Origin of the sequence: Aneurinibacillus sp. XH2, from assembly GCF_001439585.2 — a bacterium.
In the GTDB taxonomy this organism is placed as follows: Bacteria; Bacillota; Bacilli; order Aneurinibacillales; family Aneurinibacillaceae; genus Aneurinibacillus; species Aneurinibacillus thermoaerophilus.
Window position 1 is genome coordinate 3,364,518 of sequence record NZ_CP014140.1, and the last position, 13,392, is coordinate 3,377,909.

The following is a 13,392-nucleotide window of genomic DNA, read 5'->3' on the forward strand; positions in this document are numbered from 1 at the left end:
ATATTTTTAGAAAATTTATTACTTTTGGCACACATCTTGCTGTATTTAAATAGCGACTAGAAAATTTCTGAGGAGGGTACAGCAGATGAGCTTGCTTGAAAAAGATTTAAATAAAGGACAACAACACACTCCGGCACCAGGCGAAGGGTGGCACCCGACTCCCGCTAAATGTCGCGATTACCGCGAAATCGAGCTTTGGAAAGATGTAACAGAAGAACAGTGGAATGATTGGCTCTGGCAGCTTACTCATACAATCAAAACGGTCGATGACTTGAAAAAAGTAATCAATCTAACACCGGAAGAAGAAGAAGGTGTACGCATTTCTACGCAAACCATTCCGTTAAACATCACGCCGTATTATGCATCGTTAATGAATCCGGATGATCCGCGGTGTCCGGTGCGCATGCAATCGGTTCCTATTTCGGCTGAAATCATGAAAACGAAATACGACCTGGAAGACCCGCTGCATGAAGACGAGGACTCTCCGGTTCCTGGTCTGACACACCGTTATCCTGACCGCGTACTGTTTCTCGTAACTAATCAGTGCTCCATGTACTGTCGCTACTGTACGCGGCGCCGTTTCTCCGGTCAAATCGGCATGGGAGTACCGAAAAAGCAATTGGATGCAGCTATTGAATATATCCGGAATACACCGGAAGTACGAGATGTTCTGATTTCCGGCGGCGACGGCTTATTGATTAACGATACGGTGCTCGAATACATTCTCAAAAATCTGCGCGCGATCCCGCATGTGGAGATTATTCGTATCGGTACCCGCGCCCCGGTCGTATTCCCGCAGCGGATTACAGAAAACTTGTGCAATATTCTGAAAAAATACCATCCGGTTTGGCTCAACACGCACTTTAACACGCCGCTGGAAATTACTCCAGAATCCAAGCGTGCGTGCGAAATGCTAGCCAACGCGGGTGTTCCGGTCGGCAACCAGGCCGTTATCCTTGCTGGTATTAACGATAGCGTACCGATCATGAAGAAACTTATGCACGAACTCGTAAAAATCCGCGTTCGTCCGTACTATATCTATCAATGTGACCTGTCCGAAGGTATCGGCCATTTCCGCACCCCGGTATCCAAAGGATTGGAAATTATCGAAGGCCTACGCGGCCATACGTCCGGTTACGCGGTTCCGACATTCGTAGTAGATGCACCGGGTGGCGGCGGAAAGATTGCGCTACAACCGAACTATCTCATTTCACAAAGCCCGGACAAAGTTGTACTCCGCAACTTCGAAGGTGTTATCACTTCCTATCCAGAGCCGAAGAACTACGTACCGGGACGTGCAGACGCATACTTCAACGAGTACTATGGCATTACGGAAGAAAAACAATCGGTAGGCATCACCGCCATCATGCGTGATGAAAAGTTCAACCTCGTTCCAGAAGGTCTGCAACGCATGGAAAAACGTGAGCAATACGAGCAGTCCGAAGACCATGCTTCCCTAAAAGACCGCCGGGCAAAACGCGACGAAATGAAGGCAAAAATGGCAAAAGCAAAAGAAAACAAATAAACAACGTGGGGGAACATCAATGAATTGTATATGGTGTGGAACCGAAGAAGCAAAAGAAGGCGTACAGGATTGTTACTGGGTAACACCTGATGGTAAAAAAACGGTGCAAATCCTGAACATTCCTTCCGTCGATTGCCCAAATTGCTACGACAAGTTCGTACCGGAAGACATCTCGCAAAAAATTGAAGACGCACTTTATCTAAACGACATTTCCCTTTTGGGAACGAAGTTTACGTATGAACAGTTGCTTGCAGCCCCGCGCATCAATCTGTTCAAAGCGAAATCGTAATCAATATTAACAAGAAAAATCGAGCACTCCAAACAAGCATCATAAGCCGCAAGCGTTCATACGCTCGACAAAAATGTAAATAAATCGCTGTTCCAAAGCACGAGGAAGCATTTGTCTCCTCGTGCTTTTATTTTTCATTTCACCTTTCTCTCCCTTTCACAGTGAATGAAAACTTCTTTTTTCTCCAAAATAATACATAGTCACTTTATTATGTGAGGAGAATGCATATGGGAAACAAAGCAAAAAACAAAAAATTAACCCCGACCCAAATCGAATACCAAACTTTTGCTAAGGCGCACGAACCCCCCCGTTCCGTCATCAAAAACTGCCTACGTGCTTTTTTTGTTGGAGGAGCTATTTGCCTGCTTGGTCAATTCATTCAAAAATTTTTTATAACCTATTTTAACTTCACAGAAAAAACTGCGGGAAATCCAACGGTAGCTGTACTTATCTTCATTTCTGCTTTACTTACCGGATTGGGCGTGTACGACAAATTTTCCCAGTACGCTGGAGCAGGAACAGCTGTTCCTGTAACAGGATTTGCCAATTCTATCGCTTCTGCTGCACTTGAACACAAAAGTGAAGGATTCGTGCTCGGAGTAGGCGGAAATATGTTTAAAATGGCAGGCTGTGTCATTGTTTTCGGAGTTTTTGCCGCTTTTGTCATCGGGTTGCTGAAATGGGCGTGGACGGCGTTGGGAGGGATGTCGTAATGCTACAAGGACATCAATCCTGGGTGTTCACGAATCGTCCGGTCATCCTTGCTTCGGCGACAGTCGGTGGGCCGTTCGAAGCACAGGGAAAAATCGCTGAAGATTTCGATCTTTTGTATGGGGACATCTGGCTACAACAAGATAGCTTCGAAAAAGCGGAGAAAAAAATGATGGAAGATGCCTGCGATACCGCTATTAAAAAAGCCGGAATCCAAAAGGGAGACATTAACTTTTTTATCGCGGGCGATTTGATGAATCAAATTATTTCCAGCAGCTTTTCGGCCCGTACTGTTGGCGTCCCTTACCTCGGAATTTTCGGCGCCTGCTCTACATCGATGGAAGGTCTGGCTCTTGCCGCTCAGCTTGTCGACAGCGGTGCCGCCAAGTACGCTATGGCCGGAACTTGCAGCCATAACGCGACAGCGGAAAAACAATTTCGTTATCCTACGGAATACGGTTCACAAAAACCGCCAACGGCCCAGTGGACAGTAACCGGAGCTGGCGTCGCCATCGTCGCCGCGTCCGGAGCCGGGCCACGAGTCACCGCCGCCACCGTTGGACGGGTAGTAGACATGGGGATCACAGACCCTTTTAATATGGGAGCCGCCATGGCTCCGGCGGCCGTTGATACGATCACAGCCCATTTCCGGGATTTGCAACTCCCGTTCGATCACTATGATCTAATTGCTACGGGTGACCTTGGCCAAATTGGTCATTCGATCGCCAAGGATTTATTTGCCAAACACGAAATTCCGATCTCGGATGAACGTCTAACCGATTGCGGCTTGCTTATTTACAACGAAGATCAACAAGTAATCGCCGGGGGAAGCGGCTGCGCCTGCTGCGCCACCGTGACATACGGACACTTGCTCAGACGGCTGCGTCAGGGCGAATGGAAACGCATTTTGGTCGTAGCGACCGGTGCTCTGCTTTCTCCGCTCAGCTTTCAGCAAAACGAAACGATTCCATGTATCGCGCATGCCGTAGCTATCGAACAATAAACAGCAAGGAGGCACACAATGCATGATTTTTTTCTGGGCTTTTATCGTAGGTGGAATCATTTGCGTAATCGGTCAATTGCTAATGGATGTGGCAAAATTGACACCCGCACACACGATGTCCACACTTGTCGTGGCCGGCGCCATTCTGGATGGGCTCGGCCTGTATGAGCCGCTGATCAAATTTGCCGGAGCAGGAGCAACTGTTCCGATTACAAGCTTTGGAAATGCGCTTGTTCATGGAGCGATACAGGAAATGCAAACAGATGGTGTCATCGGCATTATTACGGGAATTTTTGAAGTAACGAGCGCCGGTATTTCTGCGGCTATTATTTTCGGTTTTTTGTGCGCACTTGTGTTTAATCCAAAAGGATAAGCACATACTATCTGCTGTGGAGGTGAAATTCATGACAGTATCTGCACAAGTAAAACAAGCGCTTGCAAGCCTGAAGAGTGCTCAGGCAAGTCTGGAAACATTTGCACTGAATACACAAAACCAACAGGCTAAGCAACTGTTCACGCAAAACGCGCAGCAAGCCCAAGCGATTATCAATTCATTAGAAACGCGCGTAAAACAACTAGAACAAGAAGAACCACAGTACAAAGGGTTCTAAACCCGGGAAAAAACATAGGAAGACGGGTCACCGACTCCGTCTTCCCTGCCATTATGAGGTGAATGGCATGAATGACGTTATCCACATTGCACTGCGTGCCTTTTTTGCTCTTATTACTTTATTTATTGTTACGCGTTTAAATGGAAAAAAACAGTTAGCCCAACTAACATTTTTCGAGTATGTGTTAGGCATTAGCATCGGGGACATGGCCGCCTACGTCGCCACGGATCTTGAAAACAATCTCGTTCATGGCTATACCAGTTTGCTGGTTTTTGCCCTGATTCCTTTCCTGGTGGATTATCTTTCACTGAAGAGCAAGTTCGTGCGCGACTTATTCGAGGGAAAAGGCACTGTTCTCATCAAAAACGGAAAAGTGCTGGAAGAAAACATGAAAAAAGAACGCATCAGCACAGATGAATTGCTTGAACAATTGCGCCTGAAAGGTAATTTTAAAATTGCCGATGTGGAATTCGCCATGCTAGAAACAAGCGGAGAATTGAGCGTCATGCCAAAGAAAGAAGCGCAATCCGTAACCCTTAAAGATTTAAACTCTGTTGTTGATGCAGAACACGAACCTGAAACTGTCATTATGGACGGAAATATTATACTGGACGCGCTAAAAGCAAGCGGCCACAACATACAATGGCTGAATACGGAATTAGAAAAAGCAGGTGTTACACTTGATAATGTATTCATCGGACAGGTTGATGCTCAGGGACAATTGTACCTAGACTTGTATAATGACCAGCTTCAAATACCGGAGCCGTCTGAAAATCAATTACTATTAGCCACATTAAAAAAATGCCAGGCTGAATTTGAATTGTTCGCACTTGAGACAAAGTCAAGCGAATCAAAGAAACTGTACAACAAAGCGGCCGCAAAATTGCAAAACGCAGTTGAACAATTAACCCCTTATCTCAAATAACAACATCCCACCCTCCATTTGGAAAGCGGGATGTCTTTTTCTCTATTATCTCTATTAGTCTTCAGGGCGATTTTTCCAATTAAGCGTAAGCTTTTCATTTTCATAATCCACTGTCAGCAATGCGCCTTCCATAATTTTTCCGCCAATAAGCGCGCGGGCGATCAACGTTTCAAGGTGACGCTGTAAGAACCGGCGCAACGGACGCGCCCCATATACCGGATCATAACCTTCTTTGGCAATATAAGCTTTGGCCGTTTCCGCCAATTTCAGCTCGATTCCACGCTCTGCGAGCCGTTTTCTTAAATCATCTACAAGCAAATCAACAATCCGGTTGATTTCTTCTGTAGTCAACGGCTTAAACAACACAATTTCATCGACCCGGTTCAAAAATTCAGGTCTAAAATGCATCCGCAACTCTGCCATTACTTGTTCGCGCGCTTCATCCTTAATATCTCCGTCTTCCGTAATTCCCTCCAGCAAATAAGCGGAGCCAATGTTAGATGTCATGATAATGACGGTATTTTTAAAATCGACCGTACGTCCCTGCGAATCAGTAATTCTTCCATCATCCAGCACTTGCAACAATACATTAAATACATCATGGTGCGCTTTTTCGATTTCATCAAACAAAACAACGGAATACGGTTTGCGGCGCACCGCCTCCGTCAGCTGTCCGCCCTCTTCAAATCCGACATAGCCGGGCGGTGCGCCAATCAGGCGGGATACGCTATGCTTCTCCATATATTCGCTCATATCAATGCGCACTATATTGTCTTCCGTATCGAACAGCGTCTCAGCGAGCGTTTTGGCTAACTCTGTTTTCCCGACGCCGGTCGGTCCAAGGAAGATAAAGGAGCCAATCGGACGGCGCGGATCTTTAATGCCTGCTCGGGCACGAATAATGGCATCCGCTACGCGATCTACCGCTTCATCCTGACCGATAACACGCCGGTGCAAAATTTTATCAAGCTTAAGCAGCTTCTCCCGCTCGCCTTCCACCAGCTTGGAAAGTGGAATGCCTGTCCAGCGAGAAATAATGCGGGTGATCTCGTCTTCCGTCACCTCTTCCCGCAGCAAAGAGCCTTCCATCTTGCGGGACGCCTGCTTTTCTTCTTCCACTCTCAACCTCTTTTCTGCTTCCGGAAGCTTGCCGTACTTAAGTTCAGCGGCTTTATTCAAATCGTATTCACGTTCCGCCCGCGCGATCGCCTGATGAATTTGTTCGATTTCTTCACGCAGCTTCCGAATGTTCCCCAGCGCCTGCTTTTCGCTTTCCCACTGTGCTTTCATCGCCGCCAGCCGTTCACGGCGCTCGGTCAGTTCTTTCCGCAATTGTTCCAGCCGCTCCTGACTCGCCGGATCTGTTTCTTTTTTCAACGCAGCTTCTTCAATTTCCAACTGCATCACGCGTCGCGCCACTTCATCAAGCTCGGCCGGCATGGAATCAATTTCGGTGCGAATCATGGCGCACGCTTCGTCCACAAGATCGATCGCTTTATCCGGCAAGAACCGATCCATAATATAGCGATGCGATAACACGGCCGCCGTAACCAACGCATTGTCGTGAATTTTGACACCATGAAACACTTCAAATCGCTCTTTAAGACCGCGCAAAATCGAAATCGTATCCTCTACCGTCGGTTCATCCGCTATCACTGTCTGAAAACGACGTTCGAGCGCCGCATCTTTCTCAATATATTTACGGTATTCATCAAGCGTTGTGGCACCAATACAGTGCAGTTCGCCGCGGGCTAGCATCGGCTTCAGCAGATTGCCCGCATCCATCGCACCTTCCGTCCGACCCGCACCAACAATCGTATGAATCTCGTCGATGAAGAGCAGGATTTTGCCTTCGCTCCGCTTAATTTCTTGCAACACGGCTTTCAGCCGTTCTTCAAATTCACCCCTGTATTTGGCACCGGCGATGAGCGCGCCCATATCAAGCGCAAAAATTCGTTTATCGCGCAATCCTTCCGGCACGTCCCCGCGCACAATTCTGTGGGCCAGCCCCTCAACGATAGCCGTTTTCCCTACTCCCGGCTCCCCGATAAGAACGGGATTGTTTTTCGTCTTACGGGACAGTATCCGGATAACATGACGAATTTCCGCATCGCGGCCAATGACCGGATCCAACTTATTGCGGCGGGCCGCTTCTACCAAATCATATCCATACTTCTCAAGCGCTTCATATGTGGTTTCCGGTGTCGCACTTGTGACGCGCTGTCCCCCTCTTACTTCATGCAAAACGGCAAGAAATGCTTCACGAGTAACAGCATGAGCAGCAAAAATATTGTGCAACGTTGTTTTCTTCGCTTCCTCCAAAATGCCAAGAAACAAATGCTCAACCGACACATATTCATCATGCATCGCTTTCGCTTCATCTTCCGCTTTCAATAAAATACTGTTGACCGCAGGACTTATATAAATTTTGCCCGCTTCTCGCCCTGGACCAGATACGCGAGGCTTTTGTGAGATTCTTTTTTCCACTTCTCGCGTTATCGTTTCGCAAGGGATATTCATTCTGTTCAGCAAGCGCGGCAACAGTCCTTCATGCTGCGTCAACAAAGCAAGCAGCAAGTGTTCCGTTTCCACTTCAGGATTCCCGTACCGAAGCGCCTTCGTTTCCGCCTGTTGAATCGCTTCCAGCGATTTCTGGGTGAAACGGTTCATATCCATAGATGTGTGCGCCTCCTTCTTCCTTTCATTTTTTCTGATTGACATAATAAAATCATAACACTTCTATTATAGCCTGTTTTTCGTTCCGGCTTAATCAAGCCAAAATATAAAAACCTAATTTTGAAAGCCAGCAGTGCGACGGAGTAAAACAGAATTTCTTCTCACATACTATTTCTATAGGTGCAAGAATTACAGGAGGAGATTAGTATGGATCAGGAAAAGATAGGAACTCCGACAACGCTCAGAGAGCTGGAGGAAAAGCACAAAAAGCAGAAGCAGGCACCCAGTACACCAGAACGCAATCAAAAGTTGGAAGATATAGGAAAGAGAAAGGAGGAACATGTGCAAGATGAACCTTGATCCCGATACATATAGACGTATATTGTCGCTAAATCGGAGCTTAGGACAAAAAAATCCCTGCTAACAAGCGGGGATTCATTATTATCTGTATGAGAAGCATTGCGTCTGCATATGAAACGCTTAGAGCGCTTTCGTGTTTCGCTTATCTTTAATGGAATTCTACGTCAATTCTCTTGTTATTGTGCTGCTTTACTTTCGGCATCCGTATCTCAAGCACCCCGTTTCTGTACGTCGCTTTTACCCCTTCAGCCGAAACACGAGCAGGCAACGTCACCAAACGATGAAAACGTCCAATAAACCGTTCTTGCCTGTGCATTTGCTCTTCTTTCGTTTCATGAACTCTGTTAACACTTCCGCTGATCGAAAGTACATTATTTTCGACATCAATATTAATGTCTTCTTTTCTCTCTAATCCGGGAATATCACAAGATGCTACAATTTCGTTCTCAGTCTCATGTATGTCGATCCGAGGGACGCCAAAATCCTTATCAGCCGGAAAACCGGTTGCAAAGAACTGATCGAGCTCTCTTCTTAAATTTTCAAGGTGACGAAATGGCTCGTAAGGAATTAGGGCCATGCTCGTTGCCTCCTATCGCTTATTTTTATACAAAAATATATTTTCCCCCTCCATTATTTTTTATGCATTTGATGATTCATTGGCTCCACATTAAAACATATTTGTATTTATGTGGAGCAGGAAACTTTATCGATCAAAAATCTGCATACATCATTTCCTGCGAGTCCAGCATAATTTTAATAAGGTGAAGCAGCACCTGGCTGCTGTTTACATTTTCTTGAGAATAGTGTTATACTTTCAAACGTATTTTCCTGCATCAATAGGGGTTAGGAGCGTGGAAACAACCATGGCTACAACACTCTATCGTAGAATCATGTCCTTGAATCCTAAAGTAATTTTGGGATTGGAATACGTAGAAATACTCATTGGTTCAACGATTGTTGCTTTAGCTTTTACTCTGTTTTTATTGCCAAATGAAATTGCCGCCGGCGGAATTAGCGGCCTTAGCACCATTTTTTACGGATTATTTGGCTGGAAGCCATCTTATGTTCAATGGGCATTCAATCTTCCCTTATTCTTCTTAGGAACCCTTTTGCTCGGAAAAGAATTCAGTTTAAAAACCCTTGTGGGAACAACGTTTTTACCTTTTGTCGTTTATTTGACGGAAGGAATAAAACCAGCGACCACCGATCCGCTTTTAGGAGCGCTGTTTGGCGGATTGGGTGTGGGCTTAGGGCTTGGCATCGTATTTCGCGGAAAAGGCTCCACTGGCGGAACGGCGCTTGTCGGCCATATTATTCACAAATTCACCAATCTATCACTGGGAATTTGCATGGTGATTATTGATGGTCTGATTGTTGTTACATCTGCTTTCGTGTTTAGCTTTGAGCAGGCGCTTTACGCTTTAATCAGCATCTATTTAACCGGAAAGATCATTGATATTGTACAATTAGGCTTAAGCTATACAAAAATGGCCATCATTATCTCGGATAAAGATGAAGAAATTCGTCACGTAATTTTAAATGAAATCGATAGAGGGGTTACGAAAATAACCGGCATAGGCGGCTACACGAATGAAAAACGTCCGGTTTTACTATGCGTACTTGAACAAAGCGAACTGTCAAAATTAAAGCAGCTAGTTAAAAACGCCGATCCTTCTGCGTTCGTTATTATATCCAATTCTATAGAAGTATTGGGCGAAGGATTCAAGCGCTAATCCACTCCTCTTATCATTTCTAATTTTGTTATTCGAAGGTTGAAAAGTTACTAACCATTAAAAAAGGGGCTGTCCTAAAAATAATGGGCCAACCCCTTTCATATTTACGAATTCATGTGACTAAACGCCCCTTCATTCATTGAGGGGATAAAAATCGCTTGGCTCAAAATCCCGGTATAGGATGGTAAGAAGAAACATAATATCATTTATCTATCCTCTCACCATAAAATCGACATCGAAATATCAACTACAGCCAAAAAAAAAGAGTATGCTCCATTTCTACTCTTTACTTTTTATCATTTTATATCCTAACCATGTTATAACAAATGTAGCCACCATCAAAACAGTAAAAACTATCAAGAATATGCCATCGAAAGTTTCCGTATTCATGGATCGTTCCTCCTTAATCAAATCAATCTCCTATTTATTTTAATTCAAAATTTCGATATCTTTATGAGACTTTTATGAATAATTATTGAAATATGTTGAGGTTCACGGTTAGTGATAGCAAACAAAAAGTCCGAGCACGCCGGGTTTCATGGTTTGTGTTTGCTATTCATTTTTTAGTGACTTAGACGCTCCAAATAAAACCGCCACTCCAGAAACAAGACAAACAGCAAGTAAAACTATATATCCCATGTTCACATTCTCCTTATACTAGATAATCATTTTCATATTAACATAGTATTAATAATGCTTTTGTGAATAATTATTGAACGATCCAAAAATCCCCGCCAAACATTTAATAATTTGGCGGGGATGCTGGTATGGGATCATCTGAGCCATTTACTTACCTGTTTTCTCTTCATTCTGACATTTCGTTTGGCAGCTTGCTTGAATTCTAAAAGAAACTGTAAAATTCAATTATAATTTGAATTTATCTACAGACAATTGCAATTCCTGCGCAAGATTTCTAAGAGTAATAGTGAAACTTGACAATTCATCTATTAGAGAGGATTGTTTTTCAATAGCTGATGCGATATTTTCTGAACCAACGGCTACTTCTTTGGCTACCCCAGCCATTTCCTGTATAGAAGCCGTTACCTGTTCTGCTCCTGCAGATAATTGCTGGGAAGCTGCTGACACTTCCTGGATTTGATTGTTCACATGTTGGAAGGCTATTCTAATACTCTCTAAAGATTTGCCCGCCTCATTGATAACCGCCATTCCAGACTCAACTTCCTCCGCTTCTTTCTGCATACCAGATATAACTTTACGAGTATGCTCCTGCATTTGCTTAATAAACCCAGTAATCCCCTCTGCCGATTTTTTCGATTGTTCAGCAAGTTTCCTTACTTCATCTGCTACAACCGCAAAACCTTTTCCATGTTCTCCAGCACGCGCTGCCTCAATAGCCGCATTTAAGGATAATAAATTTGTTTGTTCTGTAATCTCCGTAATTACATCTGTAATTCTCTCAATTTCCTTAGAATGGTCCTCTAGTTTTTTAACCAACGAAGTCGTATCATCAACTGATTTGCTAATAGATTGCATCTGTTGAATTGCCTTGGATAGCGCTTCATTTCCATTTTCCACTTCTTTCACCGAGCTTTCAGATGTTTCCGCCACTCTAGAGGATGAATCAGCAATACGTTCAATTCCTATGGCTGTTTCCTCCATCGTACTTGCCACCTCTTCCGCTGTTTGAGAAGAGGCTTCTGCTCCTTGGTTCAGCCCCTCAACAGTGATAGCAATTTGCTTGCTGGCTTCATCTGTTTGTTCCATATTTTTTATTAGTTGTTCCGATAAAGCAATAACATGCATACTGGCGTCATTTACTTTTTTGATAATGCCTTTTAGGCCTGTTACCATTTCATTAATCGCATTAGCAAGTTCTCCTATCTCGTCTTGAGACTTTGTATCAATCGTCTTTACCGTTAAGTCTCCTTCACTTATCTTTTTCGCTATACTACTAACATACAAAATAAGTTTGATTTTTTTATTAAATAACCATATAAATACACCCATACAAATTAGTGAAAATAAAGCAATACCTCCGGCTATAACCCCTTTTATAAGAGGAAGAGAGCCATAAAATTCTTCTGGATATACAGCAATACCAAGTGTCCATCCCCAAGGTTTGTAATACTCTACATAACTCATTTGTGGTCGTTCTTTAGCCTCGTCTTGATTTTTCCACGTATAGGTTAATAACCGTTCGTTAGGATCGCTATTTTTACCAGCTTTCACAAGATCTTGTATCAAATAAGAACCATCTTCAAGCTTGAAATCCTTTTGATTTTGTCCTTCATATCCTAGCGGGTGCATAACTGCAATGTAATTGTCATCATAAGCCCACATATAGCCTTCTTTTTTATAGATAAAATGCGATTTACTTAAATCCCGCTTTTTCTTATCTTCTAACAACGGACCGTTGATATAATCCTTTGCTCTGTTTTGGGCTTCTTCCAATGTAAGATGGCCATTTTTAACTTCTTCATCCATTACCTGAATTATCGTGATTGCACCATCAACAATTTGATGTAAATGCTCAATACCTGCTTTCTCAAGTTCGCTTTTTGCAGAGTAATAAGTAACAACACCTACCAGAGAGCTTGAAATCATGATTGAAATGGTTACTGCTATTATTAATTTCCATCTTATACTAAAAATAATTTTCCTTTTTATCATAGTAATATCCTCCTTTTATAAAGACTGTTTTACCTTCCTTATATTTGCGTATCGAGCGATATATTGTCTTACTATTTAATTGATGTTTCCTAGCTACCAAACTGAACGTATATCTGTCTATTCCTTCACTAATTACTATGTACTGAATGCTAAATCTCACTCCCTTTCATTATGACTCTATATTGATAAACAAACTACATAAATACGATACGAAAGCTAGGCTTATCGCTACTTATGTAAAAAACAGAAAAGGCCATACCGCTCCCTAAGATTACCGAATGCGGAATAGCCTTTTTTTAAATTCATCAAACTTTTTAAAAAGATTTCGGTAACCCGGCTGTCATCATTCACATTGAACCTTAGACCCGTGGCTTTGCGTCCTTATCTTTCGATAAGTTTGCCTTTATCGTTAAATTAAGTTTTGCAGTTAATTAGCACTTATATCTCTTATATTATAGTCATAAAGTTCCATTACTTCAATACTGTAATAACATAAATTATATCTAATTATTCATATTGTTTTATTAATAAAATAAAATTTAAAAAAAAGGGGGGGCAAAACACTATTTTCTAAACGTTTGGTCAACTATAAAAAAAAGAAAGCCCTTGAAAAATCAAGGAGTTTGACGTTTGCTACTATCTGCATTCCAAGCAATACCCGTAAATTTCAAATTTAGAGAACAGATGAAATGCGGGTGAAACGTAGTTTATGAGCCTGCGAAAATCCTTGATTTTAAAGCTATTTAACATAACACGCAAGAAGTCCCCTTCCTTCACGCCTCCGGCGTAGGTGGGGGATGAATCGCGTGTTATGTTAAAAGTAAAAATGAAACAAATTTATTTTTAAAAATAAAAAGCAGTAGGCTGATCAGCTTACTGCTATAGTAACATGTAAAGGGGAATTCTAATTGTTCCTTCTTCTTTTAGA

General features: G+C 43.0%; 12 protein-coding genes and 1 riboswitch. Of the genes, 9 read left to right on the forward strand and 3 right to left on the reverse strand.

All coding sequences use genetic code 11. The features are described 5' to 3' along the window. The first annotated feature begins 85 nt into the window (after window positions 1–85). From ablA to ACH33_RS16710, 7 genes are all read left to right on the forward strand, one after another. Complete coding sequence (gene ablA, locus ACH33_RS16680) at window positions 86–1,525, forward strand: lysine 2,3-aminomutase (protein WP_082706118.1); 1,440 nt, start codon at window positions 86–88, stop codon at window positions 1,523–1,525. Window positions 1,526–1,544: 19 nt separating this feature from the next. After that, the gene (locus ACH33_RS16685) at window positions 1,545–1,814 is read left to right on the forward strand and encodes a YokU family protein (protein WP_057900005.1); all 270 of its coding nucleotides are present in this window, start codon (window positions 1,545–1,547) and stop codon (window positions 1,812–1,814) included. A 221-nt stretch (window positions 1,815–2,035) separates the two neighbouring features. Next, on the forward strand, window positions 2,036–2,527 hold the full coding sequence (gene spoVAC, locus ACH33_RS16690) for a stage V sporulation protein AC (RefSeq protein WP_408863276.1): 492 nt from the start codon (window positions 2,036–2,038) through the stop codon (window positions 2,525–2,527). After that, entirely contained in the window at window positions 2,527–3,528 is a 1,002-nt protein-coding gene (gene spoVAD / locus ACH33_RS16695; RefSeq protein WP_057900007.1) for a stage V sporulation protein AD, read from the forward strand. Before spoVAC ends, spoVAD begins: the two co-directional genes overlap by 1 nt. Window positions 3,529–3,550: 22 nt before the next feature. Beyond that, window positions 3,551–3,901, forward strand: coding sequence for a stage V sporulation protein AE (gene spoVAE, locus ACH33_RS16700; protein WP_057900008.1), 351 nt, complete (start codon window positions 3,551–3,553; stop codon window positions 3,899–3,901). A gap of 31 nt (window positions 3,902–3,932) precedes the next feature. Further along, window positions 3,933–4,139 (forward strand): DUF1657 domain-containing protein, encoded by a 207-nt coding sequence (locus tag ACH33_RS16705; RefSeq protein WP_057900009.1) that lies wholly within the window; start codon window positions 3,933–3,935, stop codon window positions 4,137–4,139. 67 nt (window positions 4,140–4,206) lie between these two features. Continuing rightward, window positions 4,207–5,064 (forward strand): DUF421 domain-containing protein, encoded by an 858-nt coding sequence (locus tag ACH33_RS16710; protein ID WP_091260921.1) that lies wholly within the window; start codon window positions 4,207–4,209, stop codon window positions 5,062–5,064. A gap of 54 nt (window positions 5,065–5,118) precedes the next feature. Here the strand turns inward: ACH33_RS16710 and clpB are convergent, their stop codons facing one another. Continuing rightward, entirely contained in the window at window positions 5,119–7,740 is a 2,622-nt protein-coding gene (gene clpB / locus ACH33_RS16715; protein ID WP_057900011.1) for an ATP-dependent chaperone ClpB, read from the reverse strand. Window positions 7,741–7,947: 207 nt separating this feature from the next. Between clpB and ACH33_RS19545 the strand changes: the two genes are divergently transcribed. After that, entirely contained in the window at window positions 7,948–8,100 is a 153-nt protein-coding gene (locus tag ACH33_RS19545) for a hypothetical protein (protein ID WP_156424107.1), read from the forward strand. Window positions 8,101–8,248: 148 nt separating this feature from the next. Here the strand turns inward: ACH33_RS19545 and ACH33_RS16720 are convergent, their stop codons facing one another. Beyond that, window positions 8,249–8,677: an Hsp20/alpha crystallin family protein gene (locus tag ACH33_RS16720; RefSeq protein WP_057900012.1), complete on the reverse strand. Its 429-nt coding sequence runs from the start codon at window positions 8,675–8,677 to the stop codon at window positions 8,249–8,251. Window positions 8,678–8,990: 313 nt separating this feature from the next. Here ACH33_RS16720 and ACH33_RS16725 point away from each other — a divergent pair, with 313 nt between their 5' ends. Further along, window positions 8,991–9,833 (forward strand): YitT family protein, encoded by an 843-nt coding sequence (locus ACH33_RS16725; RefSeq protein WP_091260927.1) that lies wholly within the window; start codon window positions 8,991–8,993, stop codon window positions 9,831–9,833. A gap of 864 nt (window positions 9,834–10,697) precedes the next feature. Here ACH33_RS16725 and ACH33_RS16730 read toward each other — a convergent pair. After that, window positions 10,698–12,464 (reverse strand): methyl-accepting chemotaxis protein, encoded by a 1,767-nt coding sequence (locus tag ACH33_RS16730; RefSeq protein WP_057900013.1) that lies wholly within the window; start codon window positions 12,462–12,464, stop codon window positions 10,698–10,700. A 324-nt stretch (window positions 12,465–12,788) separates the two neighbouring features. After that, window positions 12,789–12,876: riboswitch (cyclic di-GMP riboswitch) on the reverse strand. Between the last annotated feature and the right edge of the window lie 516 nt (window positions 12,877–13,392).

Excerpts from the sequence above, each read along its gene's own strand:
- ACH33_RS16725 (WP_091260927.1), top strand. The coding sequence starts at position 8,991 with ATGTCCTTGAATCCTAAAGTAATTTTGGGATTGGAATACGTAGAAATA.
- ACH33_RS16705 (WP_057900009.1), top strand. The coding sequence starts at position 3,933 with ATGACAGTATCTGCACAAGTAAAACAAGCGCTTGCAAGCCTGAAGAGT.
- ACH33_RS16720 (WP_057900012.1), bottom strand. The coding sequence starts at position 8,677 with ATGGCCCTAATTCCTTACGAGCCATTTCGTCACCTTGAAAATTTAAGA.
- spoVAD (WP_057900007.1), top strand. The coding sequence starts at position 2,527 with ATGCTACAAGGACATCAATCCTGGGTGTTCACGAATCGTCCGGTCATC.
- spoVAC (WP_408863276.1), top strand. The coding sequence starts at position 2,036 with ATGCATATGGGAAACAAAGCAAAAAACAAAAAATTAACCCCGACCCAA.
- spoVAE (WP_057900008.1), top strand. The coding sequence starts at position 3,551 with ATGATTTTTTTCTGGGCTTTTATCGTAGGTGGAATCATTTGCGTAATC.
- clpB (WP_057900011.1), bottom strand. The coding sequence starts at position 7,740 with ATGGATATGAACCGTTTCACCCAGAAATCGCTGGAAGCGATTCAACAG.
- ACH33_RS16685 (WP_057900005.1), top strand. The coding sequence starts at position 1,545 with ATGAATTGTATATGGTGTGGAACCGAAGAAGCAAAAGAAGGCGTACAG.
- ACH33_RS16730 (WP_057900013.1), bottom strand. The coding sequence starts at position 12,464 with ATGATAAAAAGGAAAATTATTTTTAGTATAAGATGGAAATTAATAATA.
- ablA (WP_082706118.1), top strand. The coding sequence starts at position 86 with ATGAGCTTGCTTGAAAAAGATTTAAATAAAGGACAACAACACACTCCG.
- ACH33_RS16710 (WP_091260921.1), top strand. The coding sequence starts at position 4,207 with ATGAATGACGTTATCCACATTGCACTGCGTGCCTTTTTTGCTCTTATT.
- ACH33_RS19545 (WP_156424107.1), top strand. The coding sequence starts at position 7,948 with ATGGATCAGGAAAAGATAGGAACTCCGACAACGCTCAGAGAGCTGGAG.